Raw genomic sequence first — 14,813 nt, forward strand, 5'->3', positions numbered from 1 at the left:
GCAGGTCATATCCACCATCTGCCGCGGGAGCCTGGGTGAACGCTGAAAAGCTGGTCGTGATCGGTCAGGGGTACGTCGGGCTGCCGCTGGCGATGCGCGCGGTAGAGGCGGGCCTGGACGTCGTCGGCCTCGACGTCGACGTCGACCGGGTGAAGCGTCTCGCCTCCGGCGAGTCGTTCGTCGAGGACATCCCGACCGACCGGCTGGGCCGCGCGTTGGGTAGCGGCCGGTACAACCCCAGCACGGAGTACACCGATGCCGAAGGCTTCGACATCTGCGTCATCACCGTGCCGACCCCGCTGCGCGACGGCACCCCCGACCTGAGCTTCGTCGAGCAGGCCGGGTTGGGCATCGGCCCGTACGTCCGCCCGGGGTGCACGGTGATCCTGGAGTCGACCACCTACCCGGGCACCACCGAGGAGTTGCTGCGCCCACTGTTGGAGTCGGCCAGTGGGCTGCGCAGCCCCGGGGACTTCCATCTCGGCTACAGCCCGGAGCGGATCGACCCGGGCAACCCGACGTGGCGGTTGGAGAACACGCCGAAGGTCGTCTCCGGCGTGGACGCGGCGTCGCTGGCCAGGGTGGACGAGTTCTACCAGCGCCTGGTGGAACGCACAGTGCCGGTGGGCTCGACCCGGGTGGCCGAGCTGACCAAGCTGATCGAGAACACCTTCCGCCAGGTCAACATCGCCCTGATCAACGAGCTGACCATGCTCTCGCACCACCTCGACATCGACGTCTGGCAGGCGATCGACGCCGCCGAGACCAAACCGTTCGGCTTCCTGCCGTTCCGGCCCGGGCCCGGGGTCGGCGGGCACTGCCTGCCGATCGACCCGTGTTACCTGTCCTGGCAGGTCAAGCGCCGCCTCGGCCGGCAGTTCCGGTTCATCGAGCTGGCCAACGACATCAACCACGAGATGCCCGAGCACGTCGCGCAACGGATCATGGCGGGCCTGAACCGGGACGGCCGGGCCGTCAGCGGCGCCCGGTTGCTGCTGCTCGGTCTGGCGTACAAGAAGAACACCGGCGACATGCGCGACTCCCCCGCGGTCGACGTGGCCCTGCGGCTGCGGGCGCTGGGTGCCGAGGTGCACGCGGTCGAGCCGTACGCCGAGGCGCACCACATCCCGGCCGGGGTCACCGTGGTCGGGCTCACCGAGCAGGAGGTCCGCGCCGCCGACGCGGTGGTGGTGGTCACCGACCACGACAGCTTCGACTACGACCTGGTGGTCCGGCACGCCCGCTACGTCTTCGACACCCGCAACCGGTGCGTCGGCCCGATGGTCGAGCGCCTGTAGACCCGGCACCGCTGGCCGGTCCCGCCGCCGGGGAAGACGGCGGGGCCGGCCGGCGGATGTCCGTTCCCGCCCCGGGCGGCGGCACCGTCGACGGGGCCGGGCGGCGGCACCAGGCGGCGGCACCGGGCGGCGGCAGAGTCGGTCACTGGTCGGCGAGCGCCTCGACGACCGGGCGGGACAGCGCCCGGCGGGCCGGCAGGACCGAGGCGAGCAGGGCGGCCAGCACCGCGACGCCGAGGATCAGCCCGAGCTGGCCGAGCGGCAGCACCAGGTGGAAGTCCCCGCCGAGGCGGGTCAACAGGGCCATCGCGGAGGCGCTGACGCCGGTGCCCAGCCCCACGCCGAGCACCGCACCGACAAGTGCCATCAGCACCGCCTCGACGGCGAGCACCGCCCGCATCCGTCCTCGGGTGAGCCCGACCGCCCGCAGCACGGCGTTCTCCCTGGTCCGCTCGACCACCGACAGGCTCAGCGTGTTCGCCACGCCGACCAGGGCGATCACCACGGCCAGGCCGAGCAGAGCGGTGACGAAGGCGAGCAGCATGTCCACAGTGCCGGTGAGCATCCTCTTGTACGCGCCCTGGTCCATCAGGTTCACCGTCGGATAGCGGGCCAGCACCGCCTCGATCACGTCCCGGGCCTGCTCGGCGCTCACCCCGGCGGCGGGGTCGATCTCGGCGAGGAAGCCCCGCTGACCGGGGAAGAGCGCGGCGAAGTCCGCGTCGGCCATGTCGATGACGTGACCCGCGGGCGCGCCGTCGGCGGGCGTGTCGTCGGTGACCACCGCCGCCACCCGGAACGACCGCTGCGCGACGGTCACCGGGGAGCCGACCCGCAGGTCGCGGGCCTGGGCCAACTCCCGGTGCACAAGCACCTGACCGGGCCCGACCCGGGTGGCGTCGCCGGCCAGCACCCCGCCCAGTGTCCGACTGACCAGGGCCGGGTGGGCCGCCCGGATCTCGACGTCGGCGACGACCGTGTGGCGCTGCTCGTGCACCACAGCCAACTCGGGGCGCGCGGCCAGCTCGCCGGTGAGCGCGGCAGGGAGGTCCTGACCGATTCCGCTGACCACGAAGTCCGTCCCGATCTGGGCGTCCACGCTGCGCTCGATGCCATCCTTGGTGCTGCGCGCGCCGACCATGAAGGCCGACACCAGTCCGATCCCGATCACCAGGGCGGTGGCGGTCGCGGCGACCCGCCGCGGATTGCGGACCGTGTTGGCCACCGCCAGCGCACCGGTCGCCCCGAGGACGCGACGGACCGGCCAACCGAGCACCCGGGCCAGCGCCGGGACGAGCACCGGCCCGAACAGCACGATCCCGAAGAAGGTAAGCACCCCGCCCGCCGCCACCAGCACCAACTGGCCGGCGCTGGCGGCGCCGGCCAGCGCGGCCACACCGACGGCCAGCAGCACCGCGCCGAAGGCCAACCGAAGCCGACCGGCGCCCCGGCTCGGCTGCACCGCCGCGTCGGTGAGCGCGGCCACCGGCGCGATCCGGGTGCCCCGCCAGGCCGGCAGCAGGGCTGCGCACACGGTGAGCGCGGTGCCCAGCAACAGGCCGGTCAGCACTGTCGAACCGGTCACGGTCAGGCCACCGACGCCCAGCACGTCCAGTTGGGACAACAACTGCCGCAGTCCACCGGCGAGGGCCACCCCGAGCAGCACCCCGAGCGCGGAGGCGACAAGCCCGAGCACCGCCGACTCCAGCAGCGCGGCCCGGAAGACCTGCCCCCGGGTGGCGCCGATCAGGCGCAGCAGCGCGGTGCGCCGGGTGCGCTGTGCCAGCACGATCGCGAAGGTGTTGGCGATCACGAAGCCGGCCACCACCACGGCGACCCCCACGAAGATCAACAGCAGCATCCGGAACTGGTCCACGTTGCGGACCGCCTCCTCGACGGCCTCGTCGAGAATCTGCTGACGACTCTTCACGATGGCTTCGCCGCCAGCCACGGCACGCACCCGCTCGGTCACCGCCTCGACGGAGGCGCCCGGTCGGGCCGCCACCATGATGCGGCCGTAACCCCGCTCGCCGGTGAGGGCCAACGCGTCCGGCCCGACCAGACCGACGAACGGGCCGCCGACGTCGCGGACGGTGCCGGCCACGTCGACGGTGCCCACCAGGGTGTACGGGCGGGCCGCGCCGCCACTGCCGCCGACGCGAACCTCGGCGCCGAGGGCGAAGCCCTCCTCGGCCACCGTCGGCGCGTCGAGCACCACCTCCCCGGCCCGGTCGGGCAGTCGGCCGGCGACCACGTCGTACGAGCGCAGAGCCTGCTCGGTGGGAATGGCCACGAGCATGGTGAAGCCGAGCACCGGACGGCCGTCGGAGCCGAGGATCCCGGCGGTGTTTGTCAGCTCGCCGGCCGCGGCGGCCACCCCGTCGACCGCACGCACCCGCTCGACGAGGGACGGGGGCAACAACTCCCGGCCGGCCGAGTAGACACCCAGGTCGGTGTGCCGGTCGAAGGTGCCGGCCCGCTCGTACGCCCCGGCGCGCATCCCGTCGACGAAGATCATCGTGCCGGCGACGAACGCGACACCGAGCACGACGGCCAGCGCGGAGAGCAGCATGCGCAGCGCCTCGGCACGCAACGAGCGCAGGGTCAGGCGGATCATGCGGGGCTCCCGGTGCGGGTGGCGGATCGGACCCCTCCGACGCTATGGCCGGAGCTGGTCGGTTGATCTCCACCTGGGCGCTCGACCTGCCTGCGCCCCGGGTCGCGGTGCGCCCGCCACCCGCTACGACCCAGGTCGTACGCGGCGTCATCCGCCGGGTGTCACAAGCCCGCTCTCGTACGCCAGGACCACCGCCTGGACCCGGTCGCGCAACTGGAGCTTCGCCAGGATCCGACCGACGTGGGTCTTCACCGTCGCCTCGGCCACGTGCACCCGGACGGCGATCTCCGCGTTGGACAGACCCTGTGCGACAAGCAGCAGCACCTCCCGTTCCCGCTCGGTGAGCTGGGTGAGGCGAGGGTCCGCGCTCGGGGTGGCGCCGAGCTGCCCGGCGAACCGGTCCAGCAGCCGCCGGGTGATCGACGGGGCGACCACCGAGTCGCCCCGGGCCACCACCCGGATCGCGGCCAACAGCTCCTCCGGCGGGACGTTCTTGAGCAGGAACCCGCTCGCCCCGGCCTGTAGCGCGGCGAACGCGTCCGCCTCGGTGTCGAAGGTGGTCAGCACCAGCACCCGGGGTGGGCCCGTGGGCCGGTCGGCGCAGAGCCGCCGGGTCGCCTCCACCCCGTCCATTGTCGGCATCCGGATGTCCATCACGACCACGTCGGCCTCGGTGCGGGCGAGCACCCGCAGGGCGTCCGCACCGTCGATCGCCTCCCCGACCACCTCCAGGTCGGGCTGGGAGCCCAGCACCATCCGGAACCCGGCGCGGACCAGCGCCTGGTCGTCCACGATCACCACCCGGACCGTCATGCCGCGATCACCTCCGTTGCCGGCTCCGACGGTAGCGGTAGCCGGACGTCGAGCTGCCAGCCCCCGGCTGGCCGGGGGCCGGCGGTGAGGCTGCCGTCGTACACCGTCACCCGCTCCCGCATCCCGAGGAGACCGTGACCGCCGGACGGTGCCGGGCTGACCAGCGGGCGGCCCCGACCGTCGTCGCGCACCCGGACCACGACGGCCTCGGCGGTGTGGGTCAGGGCGACCTCGACGCCAGCGCCGACGCCGGCGTGCTTGAGCGCGTTGGTCAGCGCCTCCTGCACCACTCGGTAGACGGTCAGCTCCAACCCCGGAGGCAGGGCCGGCTGCTCGCCGGTGACGGTGCTGCGGACGTGCAGCCCGGCGTCACCGAACCGGGCCAGCAGGTCGGGCAGCTCGGCCAGCGCCAGGCGCCGGTGCTCCGGGTCGGCGGCCGCCACGAGCCCGTCGCCGCCGGCTGGGCCGGCGGCGCGCAGGACGCCGACCAACCGGCGCATCTCCTCCAGCGCCGCCCGGCCGGTGTCCGCGACCACCTTCACGGCGGTGCGGGCCTGCGCGGGGTCACGGTCGAGCATGAACCGGGCGCCGTCGGCCTGGACGATCATCACCGCCAGGCTGTGGGCGACCACGTCGTGCAGCTCACGAGCGATCCGGGTGCGCTCCTCGGCGACCGCCGCCCGGGACTCGGCCTCCCGTTCACGTTCCAGGGTGGTGGCCCGTTCCTCCAGGCTGAGCACGTAGAGCCGGCGGGTCCGCACGTTCAGCGCGACCAACCACACAGCGCCGGTGACCAGCGCGTACCACAGCGCGGTCACCCACCAGCTGATGACACCAGGGGTCTGCACGGCGGCGAGCACCACCCCCACGGCGGCGGCCACACCGGCGAGCACCGCGGCGCGCAGCCGCTCGCCGTACTTCACCACGCTGTAGAGCGCGATCAGGACGGCGACGTCGAAGGGCAGCGGACCCCACTCGGCGATCACCTGCACCAGGCCGAGCGCGGCGATCACCACTGTCACCGCGCCCGGGTGCGCGCGGCGGAACAGCAGCGCCACCGCCATCCCCGCACAGACCAGCGCGGCCGCCCAAGCGCCCGCCAGGTTCGCCGCGCCGGCCAGGCCGATGAGGGCCACCACGACGGAAACGGCCACGTCGAAGGCGACGCCGCGCAGCGGGCGACCGAACATCGTGCGTCTCACGGTCACCCAGCGTACGTGCCGGGACTCGCCGCCCGCGCGCCTCGGCCGGGTCGGGCCGTGCGCGATCCGGGCGGCCGGCCCGGCTCTCAGCGGCCGAGGACCTCGCGCATCCGGTCGATCTCGACGGTCTGCTCGGTGGCGACCGAGGTGGCGAACTCGTTGAGCGTGAGGTCGGAACCGACAGTGAGCAGGTTGGTGGCCATCTCGATGGCACCCTCGTGATGCTCGGTCATCATCCGGACGAAGAGCCGGTCGAAGTCGGTGCCACGGCTGGCGGCGAGCTGCCGCATCGCCTCGGGTGACTGCATGCCGCGCATGGTGCCGTGGTCGTGCCCCTCGGCCTCCGCCGGAAGGCCGCGGGTCTGCAACCAGCCCCGCATCATGCCCATCTCCGGTCCCTGGCTGGCCCGGATGCGCTCGGCCAGGGCGCGGATGTCGGGGTCGGCCGCACGGTCTCCGGCGAGTTCCGCCATCGCGAGGGCCTGCGCGTGGTGCGGGATCATCATCCGGACGAACAGGACGTCCAACGAGTTGTGCGGCGCGGGGCCAGCGTCGCGGACCTCGTGGGCCGCGCGGGTGGCCGCGGCCTCACCCGGGCGCCCGGGTGCGATGACGGTCAGGTCGGTGGGAACCGGGCTGACCGTCGGCGAGGCGGACGCGGGCGCGGAGGCCGACTGGGCGGCGTCCGTCGCGACGTCGTCCTCGGGACGGCTCACGACGAAAGCCACAAGCGCGAGCACGACCGCCAGTGTGACGATCGCCAGGGTTCGTGCGCGCCGATCAGTCATGGGCCACTCCCTGGAGTCGAGGTCATCGCGATGCTATCCATTGACGCAGGCACTTCGATGTGACCCGCATCACATCGACGATCATCGCCGGACGGTAAGGTGTCGACAATCATCTTCCCCTTGCGAAGGGCCTCGCCGATGATCAAACTCCACATGCCACGGCTACGACACCTGCGCATCGTGGCGCTCGCCACGACCGGGCTCCTCGTCGCCAGCGCGCTCGTCGCCCCGGCCAGCAACGCCCAGGTGGCGCCACGCTCGGCCCCCACCACCAACACGATCCCCGGCGTCGACGAGATCGTCAGCAGCCCCAACCTGCGTCAGATCGCCAACGTGCCCAAGGTCGCCCCACTGGACGCGACAAACAGCGACATCGCCTTCCAGGGCAGGTACGCGTTCGCCGGCAACTACAACGGCTTCGTCATCTACGACATCTCGCGGCCCAGCGCCCCGACGGTCAAGGCCCGGGTGCTCTGCCCGGGGTCGCAGAACGACATCTCCGTCCACGGCGACCTGCTCTTCCTCTCCACCGACTCGTCGCGCAGCGACGACTCCTGCAACAGCACCACGCAGGGGGCGGACGTGAAGGGGTCCTGGGAGGGCATCAAGGTCTTCGACATCAAGGACAAGGCCAACCCGCGGTACATCAAGTCCGTCGAGACGGCCTGCGGCTCGCACACCCACACCCTGGTGCCGGGCAAGGACCGCAAGGCCATCTACCTGTACGTCTCGTCGTACAGCCCGCGGGCCGAATTCCCGGACTGCCAGCCGCCGCACGACTCCATCTCGATCATCAAGGTGCCGCTGAAGAAGCCCACCGACGCGGCAGTGGTCGCGACGCCGAACCTCTTCCCGGACGGCGGCTTCCCCGGCAGCGGGACCGGCTCGGCGACGACCGGTTGCCACGACATCACCGCCTACCCGTCGAAGGACCTGGCCGCCGGCGCCTGCATGGGTGACGGCATCCTGCTCGACATCAAGAACCGGGAGGCGCCCCGGGTCATCAACCGGGTCCGGGACACCGTCAACTTCGCGTTCTGGCACTCGGCCACCTTCAACAACTCCGGCACCAAGGTGGTCTTCACCGACGAGCTGGGTGGTGGCGGGGCGGCGACCTGCAACGAGGCCATCGGACCGAACCGGGGCGCGGACGCCATCTACGACATCGCCGGCCGCGGTACCGCCCGGACGATGACCTTCCGCAGCTACTACAAGATCCCCCGGGTCAACGCGGACACCGAGAACTGCGTGGCGCACAACGGCTCGCTGGTCCCGGTGCTCGGTCGGGACATCATGGTGCAGGCGTGGTACCAGGGCGGCATCTCGGTCTGGGACTTCACCGACTCGGCCAACCCGAAGGAGATCGCCTTCTGGGAGCGCGGCCCGCTCTCGGCCGACACGTTCGTCGGCGGTGGCACCTGGTCCGCGTATTACTACAACGGCCACATCTACTCCAACGACATGGTGAAGGGCCTGGACGTCCTGGAGCTGAACGACTGGCGGACCTGGACGGCCAAGCTGACCCGCTACAACGAGCTCAACGTGCAGACCCAGCCCAGTTACCTGGGCTGGTAGGCACCTCGCACCACACCGGGCCCGGTCCCCCGACCTGCGGGGGGCCGGGCCCGGCCACGCGGGTGTGGCCCGTCACCCGGGCGGGGGCTGCCGGCCAGCCGGCCGCCAGCTGTGCCAACGTGGGCAGACGTGAAACCCGCAGCCCCGCCCGAGCAGTCCGTGCGCTGGCAGCCCCATCCGCTGGACCTCGTGGCTGTCGTCCTGGCGGTGGCCGGCGCGGGCTGCGCGCTGAGCGGGCTGTTGCCACGGGCGGAGACCACCGCCACCCTGCACCGGATCCTGCCGCTGCTGCTCTTCCTCGGCACCGTGATCGTGCTCGCCGAGCTGACCGCCGTGGCCGGCGTCTTCGACGTGCTGGCCAGCCGACTGGCCATCGCCTCCCGGGGCAGGTGGGCGGCGCTGTTCCTGCTCTGTGGCGGCCTCGCCACGCTGACCACCCTCGCGCTCAACCTCGACACCACCGCCGTGCTGCTCACCCCGGTGCTGCTCGCGTTGGCCCGCAACCTGCGCGTCCCGGCTGGCCCGCTCGCGGTCACCACGGTCTGGCTGGCGAACACCGCCAGCCTGCTGCTGCCGGTGTCGAACCTGACCAACCTGCTGGCGGCCGACCGGGTCGGGTTGACCCCGTTGGCCTACGCCGAGCGGATGGCGCTGCCGCAGCTCGCCGCGGTGGCGGTCACCATGGCGCTGCTGTGGTACGCGTGGTGGCGGCGGGATCAGCCGGCCGGCGGGCGTTTCGTACCGCCGGCCCCGCACGTGCCGGCGGACCCGGTGCTGCACCGCGTCGCGCTCGCCGGCTGCCTGCTCTTCGTCGCCGGCATCCTCGCCGGTGTGGAGATCGGTCTCGCCTCCGCCGTCGCGCTCGCGCTGGTGCTTGTCGGGTTCATCGTCCGCTCCCCCGCCACACTGCGCCTCCGGTTGGTGCCGGTGCGGCTGCTGCTCTTCGTCATCGGCCTGTTCCTGGTGGTGCAGACCCTCGGTCAGCACGGGCTGGACGACCTGGTCGCGGGTCTGCTCGGCGCCGACGACGGGGCGCTCGGCGCGCTGCGGGCCGGCAGCACCGGGGCGCTGCTGGCCAACGGCGTGAACAATCTGCCGGCCTACCTGGCCGGTGAGGCGGTGCTGCCGACCACCGACCACACCCGCCTGCTGGCCCTGCTGATCGGCACGAACGTCGGCCCGCTGGCCGCTCCCTGGGCGTCGCTGGCCACCCTGCTGTGGTTCGAGCGGTGCCGGGCGGCCGGGGTGGCGGTGCCGTTGACCCGGTTCGTGCTGACCAGCACCCTGCTCGCGGTGACCGGCACGCTCGCCGCGGTCGGCGCGTTGCTGCTGGTGAGCTGAGCCCGGTCTCCACCACTATCGAGGGATTCTCGGCCTGTTGCGGTGTATGCCCACCGGAGGCGTGTTAGCGACCTCTCGGGCGAGTTGACCGTTATGCTGGCCCGACATCGACACGAGTGGAGAACCGATGACATCGCACCGCGAGCTGGACACCGCCCAGACGGCCCCTTCGGACTACCGGCCGCCGACGATCCAGCGCCTGGGCACCCTCGCCGAGCTGACCAAGGGTGGCACCGTCGGTCCGGACGACGGCCTGGGTGGCGGCGGCGACGGTTCGCTCTGACCCGCCACCGTGGGAGGACCGCCGTTGCTCACGATCCGCCGGGCACAGCGTCGGTTCGGTCGTCGGGTGATCTTCACCGACCTGGACCTCGACGTCCCGGTCGGTGCCCGAGTGTTCCTGGGCGGCAGCAACGGATCCGGTAAGACCACGCTCCTGCGGTGCCTGTCCGGCACGCTGACCCTCAGCGCCGGACAGGCCACCGTCGGCGGCCACCCGGTCGGCTCACTGCCCGCCCGGCGTTTGACCGGTGTCTGCCTCGCCCCGGAACAGGGCCTCTACGAGCAGCTGTCGGCGCGGGAGAACGTGGCCCTCGTCGCCCGACTCCGGCTGCCCCGGCGAGCCGTCCGCGCCGCCGTCGCCCGGGTCGAAGCCGAACTGGACCTGGCCGGCTACGCCACCGTCCCGGTGCAACGGTGCTCGGCGGGGATGCGGGCCCGGGTCAGCATCGCGCGGGCTCTCGTCGCCGAGCCCACGCTGCTGCTGCTCGACGAGCCGGGCCGCTCTCTCGACGAGACGTCGAGGCTGCTGTTGTGGCAGGCGCTCGACCGGCGGCCCGAGCTGAGCTGCGTGATCGCGTCGCACCTCGCGGACGACCGCGACCGGTGCCAGTCCGCCCTGACCCTCACGGCGCCCCGATGACGACGCCGGTCGTGTCGTGACACCGACCACCTCGGCCACGACCACCAGCCGACCGGTCGGTCGCCGGGCCGCCGGGGCCAGTCCGAGCGCGATGATCCTCGCCCTGGTCCGCCGTGATCTCGGCGACCCACGGCAGTTCCGGCTGCCACTGCTGCTGGACCTCACCTTCGGGGTGGTGAACCTTGTCGTCTTCCTGTTCATCTCCCGGGTGCTCACCCCCTCCCCGGGCACCGACCTCGTCCACTCGCACAGCTACTTCGACTTCGTGGCGGTCGGCATCACCTTCCTGCTCGTCCTGCAGGCCGCCACCACGCAACTGACCGGCCGGGTGATCCGGGAACAACGCAGCGGGACACTGGAGTTGCTGGCCGCCCAACCCGTGCCGGTCATCGCGCTGGCCATCGGGACCGCCGGCTACCCGTTCCTGTTCGCCCTGCTGCGTTCCTGCGTCTACCTGGGCATCCTCGGGAGCGTGCTCGGCCTGCGTACCGGCCGGGCCGACTGGTGGGGAGTCGCGGTGCTGCTGATCGCCGGCACCGCGTCGGTGCTCGGCATCGGCATCGCGCTCGCGGCGTTCACCGTCGCCGTCGGGCACGGCGACGCCGCCGCCCGGCTGTTCGTCGTCGGACTCACCTTCGTGTCCGGCACGTACTTCCCGGTCTCCGAACTCCCCGGCCCCCTGCCGGAGCTGACAGCGGTGCTGCCCAGCCGGATCGCGCTGGACGGCCTGCGCGCCGCGCTGGCCGGCGGCGACTGGGCCCGGTCGGCCGGCGCGCTGCTCGGTGCCACCGCGCTCCTGCTACCGCTGTCGAGCTGGGCCTTCGCGGGCGCGCTGCGGGTCGCCGCCGGCCGCGGCGCCCTGAAACGCGATTGAGGTACGACATGCTCCGTCCGACACCGTTCGACCTCGCCACCGGAACGCTGCTCGGTGTCGCCGCGCCACCGCCGCGTCGGCCCGTGCCGGCCGGCGTACCGGACCCGTTGGACGCGCTCGACGCCGCCGTGCTGGCCGGCCTGACCCGCCCACCGTGCGTTGTCAGTTTCTCGGGCGGGCTGGACTCGTCGCTGATCCTGGCGGTGGCCGTCCGGGCGGCCCGGCGCGAGGGGCTGCCGGACCCGGTCCCGGTGACCTGGCGGTTCACCGCGGCCCCCCGGGCCGACGAGTCGGACTGGCAGCAACGGGTGATCAGGGCACTGGGGATCGGCGGATCGTGGCAGATCCTGCGGGCCGACGACGATCTGGACCTGGTCGGGCCGGTCGCCCGCCGGCTGCTGCACCGCCACGGGGTGGTCCATCCGGTCAACCTGCACCTGCACCTGCCCATCGCCGAGTTGGCAGCCGGCGGCGCGCTGCTCACCGGTGCGGGCGGCGACCAGATCCTGGCCGGGTGGCGTCGCCCACCGGCGACCTCGCTGCGCGGCCGGCTGTGGTGGCTGCGGCACACCGCGCGTACCCGGCAGGGGCCGGCGGAGGTCTTTCCGTGGCTGCGCGCGACTGTCGCCCGGGAGGCGCACCGCGCGCAACGGGCCGAGCAGCGTGCCGAACCGCGCCGCCTGCGGCAGCGGATCGCCTGGCACACCCGGCGACGGGACCTACTGATGACCTGCTCGACGCTTGCCGCGTTGGCCGCCGAGCACCGGGCGACAGCGATTCAGCCGCTGCTCGACGAGGCGTTCCTGGCCGCGCTGGCGCTGCGCTGCGGCGACCACCGCGGGATCGGCCGGGACCGGCTGCTCGCGGAGATCGTCCGGGGCGCCCTCCCGACCGAGGTCACCGCGCCGCGCCGCAAGGCCCGCTTTCTCGAGGTGTTCTTCCGGACGCCGACCCGGGAGTTCGTGCGCGGCTGGGACGGCTCCGGCGCCGATGAGGAGTTGGTGGACGCGGAGGTTCTCCGCCGGCTCTGGTCCCAGTGGCCGATTCCCGGCGGCACCGCCAGCCTGGTCCAACAGCTCTGGCTGGCCGCCAACCCGCCCGACTCCGTCCGCCGGCCGGAGCGGGCCGACATCGACGTGGAGGTCAGGTCGTGACAGAGCAGGAGATCGTGCACCGGATCGACCCCGACCGGGTGGCCTGGCGGGTCGCCGGTGACGAGGTGGTCGTGCTGGACACCCGCAACTCGGTCTACTTCGGGTTGGCTGCCACCGGGGCGCTGCTGTGGCGCCGACTGGCGACCGGGGCCACCAGCGCGGAGCTGGTCACGGCACTGGTGGAGACCGCCCCGGTGGACCGGGAGCGGGCCCGAGCCGACGTGGCCGCGTTCCTGGCGGACCTCCGCGGGCACGGGCTGCTGGTGCGGCGGCCCTGACCGATCCTCGTCGTCCGGACGGACGCCAGGTGCGGCCGGGCGGGTCGGCGAGGAAGCAGCCGCACCGCCCGCCCGCCCGCCCGGCCGGCCCGGCAGGACGGCGGTCAGCCGCGATCGCTGCGCTGGGCCGCGCGCACCTCGCTCAGCGCGGCCGGGAGTCGTCCGGCGTTGCGGGCCAGCCGACCCAGGTGCGCCAGCAGCAACCCGACCGGGCCACGTCGGGCCAGCGGGCTGGCGTGCCGCATCGACGCCGGTGTCGGGAACAGCCGCGGGCCGAGGTGCCGCAGTCGGTCGGCCACACCGGACAGTTCGGCGAACTGCGCGATCGTCAGGGCGGCGGGCGAGGCGCGGTGGGCCCGCAACCACAGCGCCGGCGTGCCCTGTCGGGGCAGGACCAGCGTGGCGGCCAGGGCCGCGCCCGCCGCGTTCAGGCGCAGACCGAGCGCGAACGACGGCAGGGCGCCGGTCAGCGCGGCGAGGTCGGCCGCCGATCGCCAGGTGTCGACGGGAAAGACCTCCAGCGCCCGCCGCAGGTCGGCGCGCGGCCGGTCGGAGCGGCCCGGTGCGGCGGCGTGCAGGGCCACCAGCAGGGCGGTGCCGGCCTCGTTCGGCACCGCGACCAGGCCGCCGGCCAACCTGATCCGTTCCGCCGAGGGCCACAGCCCGGTCCACAGCGCCTCCGGATCGGCCACCCCGTGAAAACCGCGATGCAGGTCGATGGTGAGCGACAGCGGGCCGGGCAGCCGCCACGGTCGCTCGTACCAGTGCGACAGGTGGTCGGGTCGACCCTCCGGGAGCGCGCTGTGACAGCCGAGGTCGCCCAGCGTGCGCTGCGCGAGGCCGAACGAGGCGGGCGCGACAAGCAGGTCGATGTCGGTGTAGACCCGGTGCCGCTGCTGGCCCAGCCGGCGGGCCAGCCCGGCCCCCTTGAGCAGGACGGCTTCCACGCCTCGTTCGGCCAGTGCGGCGGTGACGCGGGCCGCGGCGGTGTCGAGGCTCAGGCAGCGGACCGCCTCCGGTAGGGCCCTCACCGGGTCGCTCCCACGGCCGAGGTGGCGGCGACGGTGTCGGCGAGCAGTCGGTGGGTGTCGTCGAGGGCCGCCCAGTCGCGCGGCCGGGTCAGCTCCCACGCCGGCAGGGCGGCGAGCGACAGCAGCACGGCCGGGTCGGAGGGCAGCTGCCCGAACGACCGCTGGCTGGCGAGCCGAGCCAGCAGGGTGGCGCCGGGCAGTCGGGTCAGGGTTACCGCGGCGCCCCAGTGCAGGAACAGCCAGCCGCCCAGGGGAACGCGGGGCGCGATCGGGGGCAGGCCCACCCGCAGCCGGTCGCCGGACCGGACCGGCCGGCTGGGCAGGGCCGCGCCCGGCACGGGCTGGCGCAGGTCGACGCAGCGGGGGCCGGCGAAGGCGTCGGCGCGGTCGACGACCAGGATGTCGTCGGTCAGGATCGGCACACCCCGGGCGGCCAGGGCGGCGAGCAGGCTGCTCTTGCCGGCGGTACGCGGCCCGAGCACCGCCCAGGCCCGGCCGGCGAGCACGAACGCGCCACTGTGGAACGTCTCCCGACCGGTCCACCGGTTGACTGTCGTCGCCACCGGCGCGAGGTACGGGTGGGCCAGCACGTCCGGGGCGAGCGGTGGGCCGTAGAAGGTGGCGGTGCCCCGCAGCCGGTCCACGCAGAGGGTCCGGCCGTCGGCGAGGATCCGGGTGCCCCGCCGGTCGTTGAGGGGCACCGGCGGTGGTGGCGGGGTGTTGCGCTGCCCGACCCGTACGGCGGGCCACCCGAGGGCGGGGCCGTCGGCCGGTGGCAGCTCGGTCACCCCGTCCAGCCCGTGCACCCGCAGCCCGTACACGCCTCGTCCGGCTGTCGGCATGATCTCCCCGCTCATCGTCTGGTCAACGATCATGGACGGCGACGCGGTGCGGGTGGCGCTCGTGGTGACGCGCCACCC

At 73.4% G+C, this 14,813-nt stretch carries 14 protein-coding genes; 8 read left to right on the top strand and 6 right to left on the bottom strand.

What is annotated here, in order from left to right:
- Positions 1-35: 35 nt before the first annotated feature.
- The gene (locus ABZU25_RS18305) at positions 36-1,298 is read left to right on the top strand and encodes a nucleotide sugar dehydrogenase (protein ID WP_355030528.1); all 1,263 of its coding nucleotides are present in this window, start codon (positions 36-38) and stop codon (positions 1,296-1,298) included.
- Between the two features lie 142 nt (positions 1,299-1,440).
- Here ABZU25_RS18305 and ABZU25_RS18310 read toward each other — a convergent pair whose 3' ends face one another.
- The 4 genes from ABZU25_RS18310 to ABZU25_RS18325 form a co-directional block, all read right to left on the bottom strand.
- Positions 1,441-3,915: an ABC transporter permease gene (locus ABZU25_RS18310; RefSeq protein WP_355030529.1), complete on the bottom strand. Its 2,475-nt coding sequence runs from the start codon at positions 3,913-3,915 to the stop codon at positions 1,441-1,443.
- Positions 3,916-4,062: 147 nt separating this feature from the next.
- Positions 4,063-4,728: a response regulator transcription factor gene (locus ABZU25_RS18315; protein WP_355030530.1), complete on the bottom strand. Its 666-nt coding sequence runs from the start codon at positions 4,726-4,728 to the stop codon at positions 4,063-4,065.
- Complete coding sequence (locus ABZU25_RS18320) at positions 4,725-5,936, bottom strand: sensor histidine kinase (protein WP_355030531.1); 1,212 nt, start codon at positions 5,934-5,936, stop codon at positions 4,725-4,727. Before ABZU25_RS18320 ends, ABZU25_RS18315 begins: the two co-directional genes overlap by 4 nt.
- Before the next feature lie 80 nt (positions 5,937-6,016).
- Positions 6,017-6,718: a DUF305 domain-containing protein gene (locus ABZU25_RS18325; RefSeq protein ID WP_355030532.1), complete on the bottom strand. Its 702-nt coding sequence runs from the start codon at positions 6,716-6,718 to the stop codon at positions 6,017-6,019.
- A gap of 138 nt (positions 6,719-6,856) precedes the next feature.
- Here ABZU25_RS18325 and ABZU25_RS18330 point away from each other — a divergent pair, with 138 nt between their 5' ends.
- From ABZU25_RS18330 to ABZU25_RS18360, 7 genes are all read left to right on the top strand, one after another.
- Positions 6,857-8,293 (top strand): hypothetical protein, encoded by a 1,437-nt coding sequence (locus tag ABZU25_RS18330; RefSeq protein WP_355030533.1) that lies wholly within the window; start codon positions 6,857-6,859, stop codon positions 8,291-8,293.
- Between the two features lie 129 nt (positions 8,294-8,422).
- Entirely contained in the window at positions 8,423-9,634 is a 1,212-nt protein-coding gene (locus ABZU25_RS18335) for an SLC13 family permease (RefSeq protein ID WP_355030534.1), read from the top strand.
- Positions 9,635-9,761: 127 nt separating this feature from the next.
- Positions 9,762-9,917: a lasso RiPP family leader peptide-containing protein gene (locus ABZU25_RS18340; RefSeq protein ID WP_355030535.1), complete on the top strand. Its 156-nt coding sequence runs from the start codon at positions 9,762-9,764 to the stop codon at positions 9,915-9,917.
- Positions 9,918-9,941: 24 nt separating this feature from the next.
- The gene (locus ABZU25_RS18345) at positions 9,942-10,556 is read left to right on the top strand and encodes an ATP-binding cassette domain-containing protein (protein WP_355030536.1); all 615 of its coding nucleotides are present in this window, start codon (positions 9,942-9,944) and stop codon (positions 10,554-10,556) included.
- A 16-nt stretch (positions 10,557-10,572) separates the two neighbouring features.
- Positions 10,573-11,430, top strand: coding sequence for an ABC transporter permease (locus ABZU25_RS18350; RefSeq protein ID WP_355030537.1), 858 nt, complete (start codon positions 10,573-10,575; stop codon positions 11,428-11,430).
- An 8-nt stretch (positions 11,431-11,438) separates the two neighbouring features.
- Positions 11,439-12,584, top strand: coding sequence for an asparagine synthase-related protein (locus ABZU25_RS18355; RefSeq protein ID WP_355030538.1), 1,146 nt, complete (start codon positions 11,439-11,441; stop codon positions 12,582-12,584).
- Entirely contained in the window at positions 12,581-12,862 is a 282-nt protein-coding gene (locus ABZU25_RS18360) for a PqqD family protein (protein WP_355030539.1), read from the top strand. Before ABZU25_RS18355 ends, ABZU25_RS18360 begins: the two co-directional genes overlap by 4 nt.
- Positions 12,863-12,966: 104 nt before the next feature.
- Here the strand turns inward: ABZU25_RS18360 and ABZU25_RS18365 are convergent, their stop codons facing one another.
- Together ABZU25_RS18365 and ABZU25_RS18370 are read right to left on the bottom strand one after the other, a co-directional pair.
- Positions 12,967-13,893 carry a nucleotidyltransferase family protein gene (locus ABZU25_RS18365; RefSeq protein ID WP_355030540.1) on the bottom strand — a complete coding sequence of 309 codons (927 nt, stop codon included), beginning with the start codon at positions 13,891-13,893 and terminating at the stop codon, positions 12,967-12,969.
- Positions 13,890-14,768, bottom strand: a complete 879-nt coding sequence (locus ABZU25_RS18370; RefSeq protein ID WP_355030541.1) for a hypothetical protein — start codon at positions 14,766-14,768, stop codon at positions 13,890-13,892. Before ABZU25_RS18370 ends, ABZU25_RS18365 begins: the two co-directional genes overlap by 4 nt.
- Positions 14,769-14,813 lie beyond the last annotated feature (45 nt).

Source organism: Micromonospora sp. NPDC005215 (genome assembly GCF_040607915.1).
Classification (GTDB): Bacteria; Actinomycetota; Actinomycetes; order Mycobacteriales; family Micromonosporaceae; genus Micromonospora.

What these genes read in the sequence shown, in the direction of transcription:
- ABZU25_RS18310 (WP_355030529.1), bottom strand. Translation starts at nt 3,915, where the DNA reads ATGATCCGCCTGACCCTGCGCTCGTTGCGTGCCGAGGCGCTGCGCATG.
- ABZU25_RS18315 (WP_355030530.1), bottom strand. Translation starts at nt 4,728, where the DNA reads ATGACGGTCCGGGTGGTGATCGTGGACGACCAGGCGCTGGTCCGCGCC.
- ABZU25_RS18325 (WP_355030532.1), bottom strand. Translation starts at nt 6,718, where the DNA reads ATGACTGATCGGCGCGCACGAACCCTGGCGATCGTCACACTGGCGGTC.
- ABZU25_RS18330 (WP_355030533.1), top strand. Translation starts at nt 6,857, where the DNA reads ATGATCAAACTCCACATGCCACGGCTACGACACCTGCGCATCGTGGCG.
- ABZU25_RS18340 (WP_355030535.1), top strand. Translation starts at nt 9,762, where the DNA reads ATGACATCGCACCGCGAGCTGGACACCGCCCAGACGGCCCCTTCGGAC.
- ABZU25_RS18355 (WP_355030538.1), top strand. Translation starts at nt 11,439, where the DNA reads ATGCTCCGTCCGACACCGTTCGACCTCGCCACCGGAACGCTGCTCGGT.
- ABZU25_RS18370 (WP_355030541.1), bottom strand. Translation starts at nt 14,768, where the DNA reads ATGATCGTTGACCAGACGATGAGCGGGGAGATCATGCCGACAGCCGGA.